Consider the following 16840-nt stretch of genomic DNA (forward strand, 5'->3'; position numbering starts at 1 on the left):
GCGTTTTTTGTTCAGAACACTCCATTTTCACTAGTACTCCCCTTAATTAAGGGCTTAAGGTGCCTATATAAAGGAGGATTTATGAGTTCAATACGCAGTTATAAAGGAATATCCCCTCAGATTGGACAAGGTGTCTATATAGATACAAGTTCGGTACTGGTTGGTGATATCAAAATCGGTAACGACTCTAGCGTGTGGCCTTTGGTTGCTGCTCGAGGGGATGTGAACCACATTCATATTGGAGAGAGAACGAACATCCAAGATGGTAGTGTCTTGCACGTCACCCATAAGAATGCTGAAAACCCTGACGGTTATCCTCTATTAATAGGTAATGATGTCACTATCGGGCATAAAGTAATGCTGCATGGCTGCACGATTGAAGATCGTGTACTTGTTGGTATGGGAGCGATCGTGTTGGATGGCGTGATTATCCAAAAAGAAGTGATGATTGGAGCTGGTAGCTTAGTGCCACCAAACAAAGTACTTGAAAGCGGTTATCTCTATGTAGGAAGCCCAGTAAAACAAGCACGCCCATTAAATGATAAAGAGCGTGTCTTTTTACAGAAGTCAGCTGACAACTATGTTCAGAATAAAAATGACTATCTAGACTCTGTGCTTCCTGTTTAAAGCGCTTTGATCTGAATCCGATTAGAGGAGTCATACTCCTCTTCTTCTATTAACTCTTCCGCTAGCTCTTCAATATCAAAACGTAACTCTGAAAAGATAACTAAAGCTTGCTCGCCTTCTTCTATATCTCTACCTACCAATCGTGATAATTCTTCAATAGACATGACACATTCAATCAATGCGCCCGACTGTTGTGCTGGGAAGGTGATAGATTGACTTGCTTCATCCCAATCTTGGATATCCGGAAATAGAATTGATTGATTCATTTTTTATAATTACCTTGTTACATCTCTAGGTTTTTACGTAGTTCTCTTAAAATCTGTTTTGTTCCCGGACGAAGGCCACGCCACAGCATAAAGCTTTCTGCTGCCTGCCCCACTAGCATACCCAAACCATCATAAGCAGCATGAACACCGTTATCTAATGCCCATTGATTAAATACTGTGGTTCCAGATCCGTAAACCATGTCATAAACGGCACTATTAGAATTGAAAATAGCATCAGACACTTCAGGAATCTGTCCGCTTAGACCAGACGAAGTAGAGTTAATAATGACATCAAAGCCTTCATTAACATCACTTAGCCCCATCCCCTTGATATTGCCATGCGAAGAAAACATCTCAGCCAGAAGTTCAGCCTTGGAGCTGGTTCGATTAGCGACCACCAGCTGTTGTGGCTTTTGGTCGAGAAGAGGTTGAATAACTCCTCTCGCAGCACCACCAGCGCCAAGAAGAAGAACGCGAGCTCCTTTTAACGCAACTTGATGTTGAAGCAGGTCTTGAACTAAACCCTCACCATCGGTGTTATCACCAATGATTTCTCCGTCATCTAACTTCTTAAGGGTATTTACGGCACCAGCCAATTCAGCCCTCTCAGTTAGGCGATTGGCAAACTGATAGGCATCTTCTTTAAAAGGCGCTGTGACATTACATCCTCGACCACCTTCACTGAAAAAGGCTTTGGCAGCAGTGATAAATTCACCATGCTCTGGCTGTAATGCTGTATAGGTAAGTTGTTGGCTGGTTTGGCGAGCAAATAATGTGTGAATGAATGGCGATTTGCTTTGCCCAATAGGGTTACCGAAAACGGCATAACGATCTACTTGCTGTGTCATATCCTTACCTAACAGAAATAAAAAAGGTCATCTATATAGATGACCCTATCACTATCCCTATAAGGAAGGAAGAACTACCAAACTCGAGGCTTTAGGTAGTCGCTATAAAGCAGAGCTTCTGGTGAACCCGCTTGAGGTTCGTAGCGATATTCCCAACGAGCCAATGGCGGCATCGACATTAATATTGATTCTGTGCGACCACCACTTTGCAGGCCAAATAAGGTGCCACGGTCATACACAAGGTTAAATTCAACATAGCGACCACGACGATAAAGCTGGAAGTCACGCTCACGTTCACCATAAGGTGTCTCTTTGCGTCGTTCTACAATTGGTAAATACGCGGCTGCAAAACCTTCACCGACCGCCTGCATATAAGCGAAGCTCTTTTCAAAGCCCCACTCGTTAAGATCATCAAAGAACAGCCCACCCACACCACGTGTTTCGTCTCGGTGAGGCAGATAGAAGTACTTATCACACCATTCTTTGTGCTCTTGATAAACATCATCACCAAATGGCGCACAAAGATCTTTAGCGGTTTGATGCCAAGATTGGCAATCTTCATCGACAGGATAAAATGGCGTTAAGTCAAAACCACCACCAAACCACCAAATCGGTTCTTCCCCTTCTTTTTCCGCAATAAAGAATCGAACGTTGGCGTGTGAGGTTGGGATGTATGGGTTTTTAGGGTGGATAACTAATGAGACACCCATAGCTTCAAACTTACGTCCGGCTAATTCAGGACGGTGAGCAGTTGCAGAGGCAGGCATCGCCTTGCCAGCGACGTGAGAGAAGTTAACTCCACCTTGTTCAAATAAAGCACCATTGGTCATCACACGAGTACGACCACCGCCACCTAGACGGTCCCCAGGTTCCCGCTCCCATGCATCTTCTTCAAACAATGCTGCACCATCAGCTTGCTCAAGCTGTTGGCAAATCGAATCTTGTAGGCTCAGTAAAAACTGTTTTACTGCTTCTTTATCAATTGCTGACATCTTTCTTCCTCTGCAGGGTTTAACCCTGTCTTAATATTTTCGACGTTTTTGCATCTCTAATTTCGCTTGGTTTCTCACGACCACCCGTTTGACCTTCTAGAATCGCGACTAAGTGTTGACCCAGTTGCTGTTGAACTTCTTCAGTCGTCATACAAGGCGGTTCACCTGTCAGGTTAGCACTGGTCGAGGTTAACGGCTTACCGAATTCATTACACATTCTTTGAACCAAAGGGTGATCAGTCACTCGCACCGCGATGGATTCAAATTGGCCACTGACCCAGTCAGTTACTTTACTGCTGGTTGGCATTATCCAAGTCACAGGCCCCGGCCATGTTGCTTTTACGGTCGCTAACTGTGCTTCCGTCAACTGGGTTTCGTCAATATAGGGCAGCAACTGCTCGTAACTCGCAGCAATTAGGATCAACCCTTTCTCCATCGGCCGCTGTTTTAAATCGAGCAGTTTCTTGATGGCTTGTGGATTATCGGGATCACAACCGACCCCAAAAACGCCTTCGGTCGGGTAAGCAATGACTTCACCTTGTTGTAATGCCTGCAAAGTATGTTGAAAGTTATCCACGGGTTGCCTCATTAATTCAGTTATCTAACTCACTAAGTGTACAAATTATCATTCACTGTGACTAAAGCTATTTGTTTATAAAATGTATCAATTAACAACCTAGACTGACGCAAACGTTTTCCTTGAGCAATTTTACCCGTATAATGCGCGCAAAATATCTAATCACTAATTAAATCGTACCTGAAGGAGTTTGAGATGACTGTCGGTATTATCATGGGTTCTAAATCTGATTGGCCAACAATGAAGCTAGCTGCAGAAATGTTGGATCAGTTTGGCGTGGCGTACGAAACAAAAGTGGTTTCTGCTCACCGCACACCTCAGTTGCTTGCAGACTACGCAACCAGTGCGAAAGAGCGCGGTATTAAAGTGATTATTGCAGGTGCTGGCGGCGCTGCACACCTTCCGGGCATGGCTGCTGCTTTCACAAGCGTACCAGTTCTGGGTGTTCCTGTTCAGTCTAAAGCACTAAAGGGCATGGATTCTCTGCTTTCTATCGTACAGATGCCAAAAGGTATCGCGGTAGGTACTTTGGCTATCGGTGAAGCTGGCGCTGCCAATGCAGGTATACTAGCAGCTCAAATCATTGGTACACACAATGAAGAAGTAATGGCAAAAGTAGAAGCGTTCCGCTCTGAGCAAACAGAAACGGTTCTGGCTAATCCAAACCCTGCAGAGGACTAATTCCCATGCATGTTCTTGTGTTAGGCGCGGGCCAACTTGCTCGCATGATGTCCCTAGCAGGGGCGCCGCTGAATATTGAAATTTCTGCTTTTGATGTTGGCAGCAAAAATATTGTTCACCCATTAACGCAAGCGATTCTAGGCAACGGCTTAGACAATGCGATTGAGCGTGCGGACGTCATTACTGCTGAATTCGAACATATCCCTCACGATGTTCTTGAGGCATGTGAGCGCAGCGGTAAGTTCTTACCGACAACGGAAGCAATCAAAGCTGGCGGTGACCGTCGCCTTGAAAAAGCCCTGTTAGACGAAGCAAGCGTGAAAAATGCTAAGTACTACGTGATTAACTCTCGCGAAGACTTTGACGCTGCGATCGCTCACGTTGGCTTACCAATGGTCTTGAAGAGCACACTTGGCGGCTACGATGGCAAAGGTCAATGGCGCTTAAAGACATTAGATAATGTTAACGCAACTTGGACAGAAATGGCCGAGTGCATTGCCGCAACCAACAACCAAGCCATTGTGGCTGAAGAGTTTGTTCCGTTTGACCGCGAAGTATCACTGGTTGGTGCTCGTGGTACCAATGGCGAGATTCAAGTGTATCCACTGGCTGAGAATGTTCACACCGACGGCGTGTTGAGCTTATCAACAGCCATTGATGACATTGAACTGCAAGAGCAAGCGAAAACCATGTTCACCGCAGTTGCAGAACGTTTGGACTACGTTGGCGTGCTTGCACTTGAGTTCTTTGATGTTCAAGGTTCACTGCTGGTTAATGAGATTGCACCACGTGTTCATAACTCTGGCCACTGGACGCAACAAGGCGCAGAGACTTGTCAGTTTGAGAACCACCTACGTGCCGTATGTGGTATGCCACTAGGCAGCACCAAACTGATTCGCCCAACCGCAATGATCAACATTCTTGGTGAAGATATCCTACCTGAAGCTATTCTGGCTCAAGATGGCTGTCATGTTCATTGGTATGGCAAAGAGAAGCGTGCGGGTCGAAAGATGGGCCACATTAACGTGAGCGCTGACTACAACGCAGAGCTGCAAAGAGCGTTGTGCTCACTGGCAGACATTCTTGATAAGCAAGCTTACCCTGCTGTGCATGAGTTTGCTGAGCAGATGAAATAAGCCTACATTGGCTTATTGATATAAAAAGTTCATTGGATGTAGAAACGGCGCTCATTGAGTGCCGTTTTTTTGTGTCTATAATATCGAGTTATTGAGATTGAATGTGATGACACTTGCGATCAGCACATTGCTTCTTAGTGCCACTGGCCGTTTTCTTCTCCAGTAACAGCGGGAACTGGCACTGTTCACAACGACCTATAACAGGTGGCTGATTAACGGCAAACTTACACTTAGGGTAGTTATCGCACGCATAGAAGGTTTTGCCGTAGCGAGATTTACGCTCAACCAAATGGCCTCGACCACACTCAGGACAAGCAACAAGTGGCTGCTCTTCAGGTTGTTCTTTTGGTTGATCCAAAGATTCGATGTGATTACACGCTGGGTAGCTACTACAACCAATGAACATCCCAAAGCGACCTTGCCTTAATACCAATTCGTTTTGGCATTTAGGACACGGCACACCCAGCTTTTTCACTACGTGACCATCGTTTTGATGTAGAGGCTTGATGTAATCACAGCTCGGATACTGCTTACAGCCTAAAAATGGGCCGTGCTTACCATGGCGAAGCTGAAGCTCTCCACCACACTGCGGGCATGGTTCATGCTCTAATGCATGTTCATGTGCTGAAAAAAGCTGATTATCAATCTTACTACTCATGACAAGCCTGTATTAATGCAAGATACCTTGCTCTTTGGTGTACAACAGCTCTTCCATTTGCGTGTAAGCACTTTCATTACCCGGCACATTAAATAGCACCATTAAGATAATCCATTTCAGATCATCCAATTCAAATTCGCTCGTCTCAAGCCCCATCACACGATCAATCACCATTTCACGAATCTCTGTCGTGAGTACGTTGATCTGTTCAAGGAACAATAAGAAACCTCGACACTCCATATTAATACGTGAAATCTCTCGACTGGTATAAATACGCATCGAGGTATTGGAACACATAGTAATCGCCGCTTGATTCTCAGTATCTTGCAATGCCGCAAGATCTTCTAACCAATGGAGGGCCTTATAAATATCATCTTGGTGAAACCCTGCTCTAAGAAGCTCATCTTCCAGCTCATCTTGATCCACCTGCAATTCAGAATCGCTATGGATGTAGGTTTCAAACAAGTACATCAGTATGTCCATCATCATAGCTTAGCCTCTCCCCTTTCGAATATAGCCACCGGAAACTGCAACAACATGCCCTGAGAGCTCAAGCTCTAAAAGCTGCATCATGACCTCATGCACAGGTATATGGGTTCTCTGTGCCAAAATATCAACGGGTGTCGCCTCTAACCCTACGTTAGCTAACAGCTGTGGAAATGGCAATTGTTCATTTTCCCCCATACTGGGCGTAGGTTCGAACAAGCTGGGTTGCTGATCGATAGACCAGTCTAACAGACTCTTTATTTCAATCAGAACATCTTGTGCACTCTGTACCAAACATGCTCCAGCTTTGATTAAGCTATTACCTCCTCGACTGGTTGGGTTATGAATAGAGCCAGGAAGCGCAAACACCTCTCGGCCTTGCTCCATGGCATAACGAGCTGTAATCAAAGAACCACTTTTCTCAGCCGCTTCAACCACCAAGGTTCCGAGCGATAACCCACTTATTATACGGTTACGGCGAGGGAAATGTTCAGGTCGTGGTTTGGCACTTAGGCGAAACTCTGAAATCAATGCGCCATTCTCACAAATTCTATCCGCTAGATTTCGGTGACGTGCAGGGTAAATGGAGCCCAAGCCTGATCCCAACACAGCAAAAGTTTCCCCTCCTTTATCTAGAGCACCATCATGAGCATAACCATCAATACCGAGCGCTAAGCCACTGGTGACAATCAAACCGTTTTGAACGAACTCTTTGGCGAAAGACTTCGCGGTTTGCAGCCCTTCGATACTGGCATTGCGACTGCCGACCATAGCGATTTGAGGCTCAATAAGTTTTTCAACGTGACCTTTAACGAAAAGTACGCTTGGCGCAGAGGCGGTCTCATTCAGCAGTTTAGGATAATGAGGGCAATTTGGGGTAATGATGTGATGATTAGGCTGCCTTGCTTGCCATACTAAGCAAGCCTCCACTTCTCTTGGGGCTTGCTCTCTTAAATAGGAGATTTGCTTAGCTGACAACCCAATAGCTTGTAGCTGCTGATTTGAGTAGCCAACAATATTGGAAGGAGAGTCAATACTCAGCAGGCGAGAAAGGCGCTTGCCTCCCAGTTGCGGAACAAAACTCAGAGTTAGCCAAGCGCTCAGTTGTTGCTCATTCACTCGGCAATATTAACCTCTTGAGAATAACCCTCTTCAGCCACAGCAAGATCCAAAGGGGATACCGCTAGAATCTCATTGCTAACTGGTTTAGTGCTCTGAGTGATCAAGGCTAGACTAAAATACTCATAAGGGCGAATGACCATCAAACTACCGAGCGAGGTACTTGGCAACTGCACTTTGTTACTTGCAACAGACTCGTTATAGCTGTATTCACCTTGCTTACCAAACACCATAGCTCCGCTTTCGCTGAGGGTAAACATAGTTCCCTGACGAAGGTTATCCTTTGAGCCTTTATTAATAACGACAACCTGATTCTTAGCGCTGTATTGATTACCCTCTAACGAGCCTAAAATATTGGCAAACTGACCCGCAGAACTAGGCGCAGGATAAAACGTAGTTGAAAGCTTCATTTGATCAACACCAAGCTCAGGCAGAACAAGATCATTAAGCAACACCTCTTGTAGCTGCGTCTCTATCTGCAAGCTACTATATTCAGCATCCACCTCTTTCAAACGCGCCGTGGCGACCAAACGCAAAGAGGTAATACTCGCTTGAGGTTTTTGTCGTTGGTACGTTTCGACAGAACGGTAGATAGCCCATTTTTGATGTTGCTGGTTCCCCGAGATGAACAACCTATCTTCGCCAGACAGGAATCGCTTGCCATCACTGGTCCCTAGAATTCGTTGAGCCGATTCGATATCTTGCTGATCTACCAAGCGATCAGACTGTAAATACGGCAGAACCAGTCCCTCATTGACGGTAGGCACCGCTTTCTTCTCAGAGACGCGAATCTTAGGACTCAACTTGATAACAGGTTTAAGACTCAATACCGGTTCACCATTAATCCAAACCAAAGACAATTTATCTCCTGGATAAATAAGGTGAGGGTTTTCTATTTCAGGGTTTACCTGCCATAGCCTTGGCCACAACCAAGGGCTATCGAGATACATCGCGGAGATATCCCATAAGGTATCCCCCTTAACCACCACATACGCCTCGGGTGCGCCTTGTTTAATGGTTAAAGGTTGCTCACTATTTTCAGCCGTAGCGGCGAACGAAAGCGAAGCACAAATAAGAGAAAAAGTGGGTAAAAAATGACGCATGACCTAGGTTCCTCGGTCTCAATATATGACATCTGACTAGAGAATTACCTTCAGGATGCTGTCATTTGGCCTCTAAAATGTCTAGAATTGAGCCAACAAGGTTTAAGCTGTTTCGGCACAGTTCAATATTTCGAGTGTATATGTCTGTATTACAAGTATTAACATTACCAGATGATCGTCTACGTACCGTGGCGAAACCGGTAAAAGAAGTTACCCCAGAGATTCAAAAGTTCGTTGATGACATGATTGAAACCATGTACGACGAAGAAGGTATCGGCCTTGCTGCAACGCAAGTAGATTTCCACCAGCGCATCGTTGTTATCGATATTTCAGAAACACGTGACGAGCCTATGGTTCTGATCAACCCTGAAATTACCGACAAACGTGGCGAAGACGGCATCGAAGAAGGCTGCCTATCTGTACCTGGCGCTCGAGCTCTAGTACCTCGCGCAGCAGAAGTAACAGTTAAAGCATTAGACCGTGAAGGCAACGAATTCACATTCGACGCTGATGACCTTCTGGCTATTTGTGTTCAACACGAGCTTGACCACCTAGAAGGCAAGTTGTTTGTTGATTACCTATCGCCACTAAAGCGTAAACGTATCCAAGATAAGCTAGCGAAAATTAAGCGTTTCAACGAGAAACAAGGTTAATAACCGCTGCTATTACTAAATTAGAAGGAAGCCTACCTTGAGTCAGTCTTTAAGAATTGTCTTTGCAGGTACTCCGGATTTCGCCGCCCGTCACTTGGCGGCGTTGTTGTCTTCGGAGCATGAAGTTGTTGCTGTTTACACACAGCCAGATCGCCCAGCAGGCCGCGGTAAAAAACTCACTGCGAGCCCAGTAAAAAACATCGCACTTGAAAATAACATTCCGGTTTACCAACCAGAAAACTTCAAGTCAGATGAGGCTAAGCAAGAGCTAGCTGAATTGAACGCTGACATCATGGTTGTTGTCGCTTACGGCTTATTGCTTCCGCAGGTTGTATTAGATACGCCTCGCTTAGGTTGTATCAACGTACATGGCTCTATCCTACCGCGCTGGCGTGGTGCTGCTCCGATTCAACGCTCTATCTGGGCGGGTGATAAAGAGACAGGCGTAACGATCATGCAGATGGATATCGGCCTAGATACGGGCGACATGCTAAGTATCGCGACGCTGCCTATCGAAGCGACAGATACCAGCGCATCAATGTACGAGAAGTTAGCGGGTCTTGGCCCTGACGCTCTTGTTGAATGTTTAGCTGACATCGCTTCTAGCAAAGCGGTTGCAGAGAAGCAAGACGATGAGCTTGCTAACTACGCGAAGAAGCTAAGCAAAGAAGAAGCTCGTATCAACTGGAGTGATGAAGCTGCGCATATTGAGCGCTGCGTTCGTGCCTTCAACCCATGGCCAATGAGCCACTTTGAAGCTGCTGAGAACAGCATTAAAGTATGGCAAAGCCGTGTGGCAGAGCAAACTTCTGATAAGCCTGCAGGTACCATTCTGCAAGCGGATAAAACTGGTATCTATGTAGCGACAGGGCAAGGCGTACTTGTTCTTGAACAACTGCAAGTTCCAGGTAAAAAAGCCATGTCAGTTCAGGATATCTTGAACTCACGTGCAAGCTGGTTTGAAGTTGGTACACAACTTTCTTAATCCGCTTTTAAAGCTGTTAATTACGCAGCTTAGAAAACCTTTACGAGGGCAGAGATGTCCTCATGTATTCAAATAAATATTCGGTACCCCCCATGAATGTTCGCGCTGCTGCTGCAAATGTCCTATTCCAAGTTGTCGATAAAGGCCACTCTCTTTCACACGCTCTCCCTGCGGCTCAAAAAACGATCCGTCCACGAGACCATGCTCTACTGCAAGAGATTTGCTACGGCGCACTTCGTTACCTGCCTCGTTTAGAGTCAATCGCTAACGAACTGATGGAAAACTCGCTTAAAGGTAAAAAGCGTGTATTCCACCACCTAATCTTAGTGGGCATTTACCAACTAAGCTTCATGCGTATCCCTTCGCATGCCGCGGTTGCTGAAACGGTTGAGGGTACTAAAACACTGCGAGGTCCAAGCCTGAGTGGTTTGATCAACGCTGTGCTACGTAGCTACCTACGTGACCAAGAAGAACTGGACGAGAAAGCCATTAGCCACAATGCTGGCAAATACAGTCATCCAAGCTGGATTCTAAAAATGCTTCAAGAGAGCTACCCAGATCAATGGGAGCAACTGGTTGAAGCAAACAACAGCAAGGCACCAATGTGGCTGCGCGTAAACCGCCAACACCACACTCGTGACGAGTATGTTGAACTGCTTAAAAACGAAAACATTGAATACACACTGCACCCTGAAGCGGCTGATGCCATAAAATTAGCGTCACCTTGTGATGTTACTTTGCTTCCTGGTTTCGACCGAGGCTGGGTATCAGTGCAAGACGCTGCCGCTCAGCTTTCTGTTGATTACCTAACACCAAAAGATGGTGAGCTAATCCTTGATTGCTGTGCTGCTCCTGGCGGTAAAACTGCACACATTCTTGAACATACTCAAGACACTGAAGTGGTTGCGATTGACAGTGATATTAAACGTCTAGACCGTGTTTACGATAACCTTGAACGCCTACAACTGCGTGCCGACGTAATCTGTGGGGATGCTCGCTACCCTGAAGAATGGTGGACGGGCAGTCAGTTTGACCGCATCCTACTTGATGCTCCATGTTCAGCGACGGGTGTAATCCGCCGTCACCCTGACATCAAGTGGCTACGTCGTGCATCTGATATTGATGCGCTAGCGGAACTGCAAAGTGAGATTTTGGATGCAATGTGGCGCCAGCTAAAAGAAGGCGGCACCATGGTTTATGCGACATGTTCTATCACGCCGCAAGAAAACGTGCTGCAAGTGAAAGCATTCTTAGAGCGTACCGAGAACGCAACGCTGGTTGGGTCTGATATCGAAAATCCGGGTCGTCAAATACTGCCTGGAGAAGAAGATATGGATGGCTTCTACTACGCAGTTCTAGTAAAACAGGCATAACACTAACAGCGGCTAAGAATCCAATTCTTAGCCGCTGTTTCTTTCTAGTGCATTATCGAAGCAAAATGAGATCATTAGAATTACAACGGCAAAAATAAGAGAAAGGCTATGAAGATCATTATCCTAGGTGCTGGACAAGTTGGCGGTACCCTTGCTGAAAACCTAGTTGGCGAAAACAACGACATCACCATTGTCGATCGTAACGCTAACCGACTACGTGAACTTCAGGATAAATACGACCTTCGGGTTGTAAACGGTTATGCCAGCCACCCAAGAACATTACGTGAAGCGGGTGCGCAAGATGCCGACATGTTGGTTGCGGTAACCAACATGGATGAAACCAACATGGCGGCATGTCAGGTTGCCTTCTCTCTGTTCAACACGCCAAATCGTATTGCCCGTATCCGCTCTCCTCAATACCTAGAAGAGAAAGAAGCGCTATTCAAATCAGGTGCTATCCCAGTCGATCACCTGATTGCACCCGAAGAGCTAGTGACCAGCTACATCGAGCGCCTAATTCAATACCCAGGTGCACTGCAGGTTGTGAGCTTTGCTGAACAGAAAGTTAGCCTAGTAGCAGTAAAAGCTTACTACGGTGGCCCACTGGTCGGTAATGCACTTTCTGCTTTGCGTGAACACATGCCGCACATCGATACTCGTGTTGCCGCTATTTTCCGACAAGGTCGCCCTATTCGTCCACAAGGCACCACCATCATCGAAGCCGATGATGAGGTTTTCTTCGTCGCGGCAAGTAATCATATTCGCTCAGTAATGAGTGAACTACAGCGCCTAGAAAAGCCTTACCGCCGCATCATGATTGTCGGTGGTGGTAACATTGGCGCAAGTTTGGCAAAACGCCTTGAGCAAAGCTACAGCATCAAGCTGATAGAACGCAGTCCCACACGAGCGGAGAAGCTATCTGAAGAGTTAGAAAACACCATTGTATTCTGTGGCGATGCAGCAGACCAAGAGCTGCTAACAGAAGAGAACATCGATCAGGTGGACGTGTTCATTGCCCTAACCAATGAAGATGAAACCAACATCATGTCAGCAATGCTGGCTAAGCGAATGGGTGCCAAGAAAGTAATGGTACTGATTCAGCGTGGTGCTTACGTAGACCTTGTTCAGGGTGGTGTGATTGATATTGCTATCTCTCCACAACAAGCGACCATTTCTGCGCTGCTTACTCACGTTCGTCGTGCTGATATTGTCAACGTATCCTCTCTACGTCGCGGCGCTGCTGAAGCGATCGAAGCCATTGCTCACGGCGACGAAACCACATCTAAAGTGGTTGGCCGAGCGATTGGCGACATTAAACTACCACCGGGCACCACTATTGGTGCGATTGTTCGCGGAGAAGAAGTACTTATCGCGCACGATAGAACCGTAATCGAACAGGATGACCACGTAGTGATGTTCCTAGTGGACAAGAAATACGTACCAGATGTTGAGTCTCTATTCCAACCGAGCCCGTTCTTCTTATAGCCTTGTTCTCGTAAGCTTGTTCTCGCAACTTTCTTCTTGTGAGAACGACGCTCCGGCTCAAAGCGATGGTCTATTAAGCTATGGTCAACTTTCGTCCGATATTATTAGTGATAGGGTTAGTGTTATCAAAACTCGCCCTTTTCATGTACATCCCTACATTGGTTGCCTTTTTCACAGGCACCGGTGGCTTCCTCGAGTTTGGTCAGTCGGTAGTGATCACGCACATAGTCGCGTTCATCTGCTTGAGTTTGGGCCGTTCTGCTAAGTTTCGACTAGGGGTACGGGACATGTTCCTGATCACCTCTCTGGTATGGACGATAGCCAGTGCCTTTGCTGCACTGCCGTTTGTCTTCATCAACCACATCAGCTTCACTGACGCCTACTTCGAAACAATGTCGGGTATCACCACGACAGGCTCAACCGTATTAAGCGGCTTAGACAGCATGGCACCAAGCATTCTGTTGTGGCGTTCTATACTGCAATGGTTAGGTGGCATCGGCTTCATCGTTATGGCGGTAGCGGTTCTGCCAATGCTCAACGTCGGTGGTATGCGCCTGTTCCAAACCGAATCATCCGATTGGTCAGATAAAAGTAGCCCACGAGCAAAAACGGTCGCGAAGAACATCGTGGCGGTTTATCTGGTACTGACAGGCTTGTGCTTAGTGAGTTACTTGTTTGCTGGCATGAGCGTCTTTGATGCCATCAATCACGCATTCACAACACTCTCGACTGGTGGTTACTCGACTTCCGATGGCTCAATGAACCACTTCTCTAACAGCGCCCATTGGGTAGGAACGGCGTTCATGTTCCTGGGTGGTCTGCCTTTCCTACTCTTTGTCAGTGCGCTGCGCAGTAGAAAACTCGCACCGATCTATAAAGATGCTCAAGTAAGAGGTTTCGCTTACCTATTCTTGGTTGCCAGTGCCGTGATCTCCACATGGTTGGTCATGAGAGATGGCTACACGGTATTGGATGCAATGCGTGTCTCAATGTTCAATATTGTATCAGTCGTCACCACAACCGGTTTTGGCTTAGAAGACTTCACTGCTTGGGGAGCACTTCCAACCACACTGTTTGCCTTCCTAATGATGGCGGGAGCCTGCTCGGGATCGACCTCAGGTGGTATTAAAATCTTCCGCTTCCAGATCGCGATGACTATGCTTCACAAACAAATGATGAAGCTAATCCACCCATCGGGGGTATTTGTTCAACGCTATAACCAACGCCCAGTCAGTGACGACATCGTTCGTTCTTTAGTGGCATTTGGTTTGATGTTCTTTATTACGATTATCTTAATTGCAGGCGGCTTGAGCGCCATGGGGCTTGATCCTGTGACCAGTATATCTGGCGCTATCACAGCCGTTGCCAACGTTGGTCCAGGCATGGGCAGCGTGATCGGTCCAACCGGGAACTTTGCTCCACTGCCCGACGCCGCTAAATGGTTGCTAAGCTTAGGAATGCTGATGGGGCGACTTGAGATATTGACGCTCATTGTTCTATTTTTCCCAGCCTTTTGGCGACGTTAACCAAGCACAAAATCAAGGAAACACAGATGAAATCATACGCACTTCTCGCTGGCGCATTGCTCGCAAACTCAGTATTCGTAAGTTCTGCCTTTGCTGATCAAATGGTCACATTGCCTGATGGCAAACAAGTGTTACTCAAAGATGATTTTACTTGGCAATACGTGGCACCGAAGCAAACGGAAGCAGCAGCGACAACATCAGAGATCGCAGTGCCTGTTTCAGCAGCGCCTATTGCAGCAGCCCCTGTCGTAGCCGTACCTGTCGCAACGAACACGCGTGGCACTACGATTGTGGTTAATAGTAAGAAGCCAAGCTTACAGCTCTCTCAATCAGGAGTGGATGTTGTACTGGGTGCCAGTCGCTATGAAGATGGTGAGCTTATCATTCCGACAGCCATCACTAACCAAGGCACTCAAGCGGTCATTTTGGTATCACTTAACATCAGCGTGTTTACTGCACAAGGTGAGTTGTTGGCAGAAGAAGAGGTTGCTGTGTGGAAATCAATCAAACGAATGGCCGACACATACCTGCGACCAAAGACGGGGGAAGAAGGTGAGCTAATCAAGCTCGACCTAGAACAACACCCTGAATATCAGATCAAAGCTGAGATTACCGAGGTACTGGCTCGCTAAACCGGAGTCACATACAGATAGATAGCGAAGAAATGGCAAGCGCAGCCCGCCAAAACAAACAAGTGCCAGATGGCGTGGTTGTAAGGGATGCGTTTGGCCACATAGAAAATAACACCCAACGAGTAGATCACGCCGCCGAGCGCCAATAACACCAAACCACCCATCTCGATATTCATCGCCAGTTGATACACCACAATCAACGACAACCAACCCATCGCTAAGTAAGTCATCAATGACAAACGCTTAAATCGGTAGACGAAGGCAATCTTCATAATGATGCCCACCAGCGCGATACCCCAAATAACAGCCATCAACCCCATTGCTAAAGGTGTTCTCAAGCTCACCAATAAAAATGGCGTATAGCTGCCCGCGATCAGCAAGTAGATCGCACAGTGATCGAGAGTTTTCAGCAGGCGCTTAGTCTTTTCTATGGTGATCGAGTGATAAAGCGTGGAAGCGAGAAAGAGCAGGATAATACTGCTGCCATATACCGCCATGCTCGCAATAGTCAGCATATCGGCTTGATGATCAAACGCACGAATCAGTAACAAGATTAAACCAACCACACCGAGCACAACCCCCAAGCCATGGGTTATTGCATTGGCACGTTCTTCGATGTCACAGTATTCGCTCACCGATGATGCAGACATGACTATCCTACTAGAGTAAATGTTCGATTTGCCTAGTATTGCACATTAAGCTTACACGTGTAAGCTTAAATTTTTATGACATTAATAACGCCTAAACTGTGTGATGAGGCTTGGCTTTCTATAGCTAAAGAACCAAAGAGCTGACTAAGAGGCGCTATCTAAATACTCAAGCACTATTTTGCCCGCATCTTCTGGTGAGGTATCCAATGGCACACTCAACTGACGCTGTAGCTGACCAACCCCTAATAAACTCGCCAACATGCCTTTGGCACCGTCACGATTACGGTCAATCTCAAACCAAAGCTTAAGCTCAGTTTCATCACGATGGGCAACAACCTCAAGTTCACGCCAGCGACCATGATAAGGACCCGTCGTCGGGACAAACTCAAACTCTTGAACAAACGGCAGTTCAAAGCCTTCTACCGCTTCACATTCCACTTGGCGAATGCGCAGCCCATGAGCTTCAAGTTCGTTAAAAATGCCATCAAGGAGTGCATCTGGGCGAACCGTTAAGGTGTCTTTATCCGATGGGTCAATCGCCATAGCAATATCGAGCCCGGTTTCCAGCCACACCTTTGAATCACCAATCGTGACCGGTGTATTAAGCGGTACATCAAACTCACATTCAAAGTCACGGGTTTCACCCGGCTGAATAACAAAGGCATACGGCAGGCTCCATTTGGCCAACGAGTACGTATGGTGCATTCGGCGTTTATGACCACCTCCTTGCTTTTGCGAGTTCATGGTGACCTCTTTAACGTAACGGCAGCATAAGCTAAGATCAATATTGTCTATCTCCTGTGGCTGAGCGCCACCATACACATGCACAATAATGCTCGCCTTTTGCCCTGGATAAAGCACTTCCTGCTGCAATACAGAATCTACCTTGGCAGACCCAATACCAAAACTTGCTAACGTTTTCTTCAAGAACGACATATGCACCTCCTTTAAAACATCATCTTAAGCCTGAAAGAGGTTCAAACTCAAATATACTGCTCACACTATTTTAGCTCTAATATTGTCTATTTATCACACAGGCGTCG

At 46.5% G+C, this 16840-nt stretch carries 19 protein-coding genes; 9 read left to right on the forward strand and 10 right to left on the reverse strand.

Annotated elements, in window-relative coordinates; all coding sequences use genetic code 11:
- Positions 1 to 81 precede the first annotated feature (81 nt).
- Complete coding sequence (locus ACED48_RS13145) at positions 82 to 627, forward strand: gamma carbonic anhydrase family protein (RefSeq protein ID WP_017055416.1); 546 nt, start codon at positions 82 to 84, stop codon at positions 625 to 627.
- Here the strand turns inward: ACED48_RS13145 and ACED48_RS13150 are convergent.
- The 4 genes from ACED48_RS13150 to ACED48_RS13165 all read right to left on the reverse strand — a co-directional run bounded on the left by ACED48_RS13150 (position 624) and on the right by ACED48_RS13165 (position 3310).
- Positions 624 to 893, reverse strand: coding sequence for a DUF1488 domain-containing protein (locus ACED48_RS13150; protein WP_017055417.1), 270 nt, complete (start codon positions 891 to 893; stop codon positions 624 to 626). The genes ACED48_RS13145 and ACED48_RS13150 overlap by 4 nt on opposite strands.
- 17 nt (positions 894 to 910) lie before the next feature.
- Positions 911 to 1741: a shikimate dehydrogenase gene (aroE, locus tag ACED48_RS13155; RefSeq protein ID WP_017055418.1), complete on the reverse strand. Its 831-nt coding sequence runs from the start codon at positions 1739 to 1741 to the stop codon at positions 911 to 913.
- Positions 1742 to 1815: 74 nt separating this feature from the next.
- Complete coding sequence (gene hemF / locus ACED48_RS13160; protein WP_017055419.1) at positions 1816 to 2733, reverse strand: oxygen-dependent coproporphyrinogen oxidase; 918 nt, start codon at positions 2731 to 2733, stop codon at positions 1816 to 1818.
- A gap of 19 nt (positions 2734 to 2752) precedes the next feature.
- Positions 2753 to 3310, reverse strand: coding sequence for an L-threonylcarbamoyladenylate synthase (locus ACED48_RS13165; protein WP_017055420.1), 558 nt, complete (start codon positions 3308 to 3310; stop codon positions 2753 to 2755).
- 195 nt (positions 3311 to 3505) lie between these two features.
- Between ACED48_RS13165 and purE the strand changes: the two genes are divergently transcribed.
- Together purE and ACED48_RS13175 are read left to right on the forward strand one after the other, a co-directional pair.
- Positions 3506 to 3991, forward strand: coding sequence for a 5-(carboxyamino)imidazole ribonucleotide mutase (gene purE / locus ACED48_RS13170; protein WP_004735777.1), 486 nt, complete (start codon positions 3506 to 3508; stop codon positions 3989 to 3991).
- Between the two features lie 5 nt (positions 3992 to 3996).
- Complete coding sequence (locus ACED48_RS13175) at positions 3997 to 5127, forward strand: 5-(carboxyamino)imidazole ribonucleotide synthase (RefSeq protein ID WP_017055421.1); 1131 nt, start codon at positions 3997 to 3999, stop codon at positions 5125 to 5127.
- Positions 5128 to 5215: 88 nt separating this feature from the next.
- Here the strand turns inward: ACED48_RS13175 and ACED48_RS13180 are convergent, their stop codons facing one another.
- Genes ACED48_RS13180 through ACED48_RS13195 form a run of 4 tightly spaced genes read right to left on the reverse strand, consistent with a single transcriptional unit; the run spans position 5216 to position 8493 of the window.
- A complete protein-coding gene (locus tag ACED48_RS13180; RefSeq protein WP_017055422.1) occupies positions 5216 to 5785 on the reverse strand; it encodes a type I DNA topoisomerase in 570 nt (189 codons plus the stop codon).
- Between the two features lie 12 nt (positions 5786 to 5797).
- Positions 5798 to 6274, reverse strand: coding sequence for a DUF494 family protein (locus ACED48_RS13185; RefSeq protein WP_004735774.1), 477 nt, complete (start codon positions 6272 to 6274; stop codon positions 5798 to 5800).
- A gap of 3 nt (positions 6275 to 6277) precedes the next feature.
- Positions 6278 to 7390, reverse strand: coding sequence for a DNA-processing protein DprA (gene dprA / locus ACED48_RS13190; protein ID WP_017055424.1), 1113 nt, complete (start codon positions 7388 to 7390; stop codon positions 6278 to 6280).
- A complete protein-coding gene (locus ACED48_RS13195) occupies positions 7387 to 8493 on the reverse strand; it encodes a LysM peptidoglycan-binding domain-containing protein (protein ID WP_017055425.1) in 1107 nt (368 codons plus the stop codon). The genes dprA and ACED48_RS13195 overlap by 4 nt, the downstream gene beginning before the upstream one ends.
- A gap of 140 nt (positions 8494 to 8633) precedes the next feature.
- On the opposite strand from ACED48_RS13195, the gene def reads away from it, so the two are divergent.
- The 6 genes from def (at position 8634) to ACED48_RS13225 (ending at position 15147) form a co-directional block, all read left to right on the forward strand.
- Positions 8634 to 9146 carry a peptide deformylase gene (gene def / locus ACED48_RS13200; protein ID WP_004735769.1) on the forward strand — a complete coding sequence of 171 codons (513 nt, stop codon included), beginning with the start codon at positions 8634 to 8636 and terminating at the stop codon, positions 9144 to 9146.
- 37 nt (positions 9147 to 9183) lie between these two features.
- Entirely contained in the window at positions 9184 to 10131 is a 948-nt protein-coding gene (fmt, locus tag ACED48_RS13205) for a methionyl-tRNA formyltransferase (protein WP_017055426.1), read from the forward strand.
- A gap of 92 nt (positions 10132 to 10223) precedes the next feature.
- On the forward strand, positions 10224 to 11504 hold the full coding sequence (rsmB, locus tag ACED48_RS13210; RefSeq protein ID WP_017055427.1) for a 16S rRNA (cytosine(967)-C(5))-methyltransferase RsmB: 1281 nt from the start codon (positions 10224 to 10226) through the stop codon (positions 11502 to 11504).
- 108 nt (positions 11505 to 11612) lie between these two features.
- On the forward strand, positions 11613 to 12989 hold the full coding sequence (trkA, locus tag ACED48_RS13215) for a Trk system potassium transporter TrkA (RefSeq protein WP_017055428.1): 1377 nt from the start codon (positions 11613 to 11615) through the stop codon (positions 12987 to 12989).
- An 80-nt stretch (positions 12990 to 13069) separates the two neighbouring features.
- Positions 13070 to 14515: a TrkH family potassium uptake protein gene (locus ACED48_RS13220; protein WP_029626851.1), complete on the forward strand. Its 1446-nt coding sequence runs from the start codon at positions 13070 to 13072 to the stop codon at positions 14513 to 14515.
- 26 nt (positions 14516 to 14541) lie between these two features.
- Positions 14542 to 15147, forward strand: coding sequence for a DUF3157 family protein (locus tag ACED48_RS13225; protein WP_017055430.1), 606 nt, complete (start codon positions 14542 to 14544; stop codon positions 15145 to 15147).
- Here the strand turns inward: ACED48_RS13225 and ACED48_RS13230 are convergent.
- Together ACED48_RS13230 and ACED48_RS13235 are read right to left on the reverse strand one after the other, a co-directional pair.
- Positions 15144 to 15797, reverse strand: a complete 654-nt coding sequence (locus ACED48_RS13230; protein WP_017055431.1) for a hemolysin III family protein — start codon at positions 15795 to 15797, stop codon at positions 15144 to 15146. The two genes, ACED48_RS13225 and ACED48_RS13230, sit on opposite strands and share 4 nt — an antisense overlap.
- Before the next feature lie 144 nt (positions 15798 to 15941).
- Complete coding sequence (locus ACED48_RS13235) at positions 15942 to 16733, reverse strand: sporulation protein (protein ID WP_017055432.1); 792 nt, start codon at positions 16731 to 16733, stop codon at positions 15942 to 15944.
- Between the last annotated feature and the right edge of the window lie 107 nt (positions 16734 to 16840).

Source organism: Vibrio sp. 5S239 (assembly GCF_041439575.1).
GTDB lineage: Bacteria > Pseudomonadota > Gammaproteobacteria > Enterobacterales > Vibrionaceae > Vibrio > Vibrio kanaloae.

Excerpts from the sequence above, each read along its gene's own strand:
- ACED48_RS13145 (WP_017055416.1), top strand. The coding sequence starts at position 82 with ATGAGTTCAATACGCAGTTATAAAGGAATATCCCCTCAGATTGGACAA.
- ACED48_RS13150 (WP_017055417.1), bottom strand. The coding sequence starts at position 893 with ATGAATCAATCAATTCTATTTCCGGATATCCAAGATTGGGATGAAGCA.
- aroE (WP_017055418.1), bottom strand. The coding sequence starts at position 1,741 with ATGACACAGCAAGTAGATCGTTATGCCGTTTTCGGTAACCCTATTGGG.
- hemF (WP_017055419.1), bottom strand. The coding sequence starts at position 2,733 with ATGTCAGCAATTGATAAAGAAGCAGTAAAACAGTTTTTACTGAGCCTA.
- purE (WP_004735777.1), top strand. The coding sequence starts at position 3,506 with ATGACTGTCGGTATTATCATGGGTTCTAAATCTGATTGGCCAACAATG.
- ACED48_RS13175 (WP_017055421.1), top strand. The coding sequence starts at position 3,997 with ATGCATGTTCTTGTGTTAGGCGCGGGCCAACTTGCTCGCATGATGTCC.
- ACED48_RS13180 (WP_017055422.1), bottom strand. The coding sequence starts at position 5,785 with ATGAGTAGTAAGATTGATAATCAGCTTTTTTCAGCACATGAACATGCA.
- ACED48_RS13185 (WP_004735774.1), bottom strand. The coding sequence starts at position 6,274 with ATGATGATGGACATACTGATGTACTTGTTTGAAACCTACATCCATAGC.
- ACED48_RS13195 (WP_017055425.1), bottom strand. The coding sequence starts at position 8,493 with ATGCGTCATTTTTTACCCACTTTTTCTCTTATTTGTGCTTCGCTTTCG.
- def (WP_004735769.1), top strand. The coding sequence starts at position 8,634 with ATGTCTGTATTACAAGTATTAACATTACCAGATGATCGTCTACGTACC.
- rsmB (WP_017055427.1), top strand. The coding sequence starts at position 10,224 with ATGAATGTTCGCGCTGCTGCTGCAAATGTCCTATTCCAAGTTGTCGAT.
- trkA (WP_017055428.1), top strand. The coding sequence starts at position 11,613 with ATGAAGATCATTATCCTAGGTGCTGGACAAGTTGGCGGTACCCTTGCT.
- ACED48_RS13220 (WP_029626851.1), top strand. The coding sequence starts at position 13,070 with ATGGTCAACTTTCGTCCGATATTATTAGTGATAGGGTTAGTGTTATCA.
- ACED48_RS13225 (WP_017055430.1), top strand. The coding sequence starts at position 14,542 with ATGAAATCATACGCACTTCTCGCTGGCGCATTGCTCGCAAACTCAGTA.
- ACED48_RS13230 (WP_017055431.1), bottom strand. The coding sequence starts at position 15,797 with ATGTCTGCATCATCGGTGAGCGAATACTGTGACATCGAAGAACGTGCC.
- ACED48_RS13235 (WP_017055432.1), bottom strand. The coding sequence starts at position 16,733 with ATGTCGTTCTTGAAGAAAACGTTAGCAAGTTTTGGTATTGGGTCTGCC.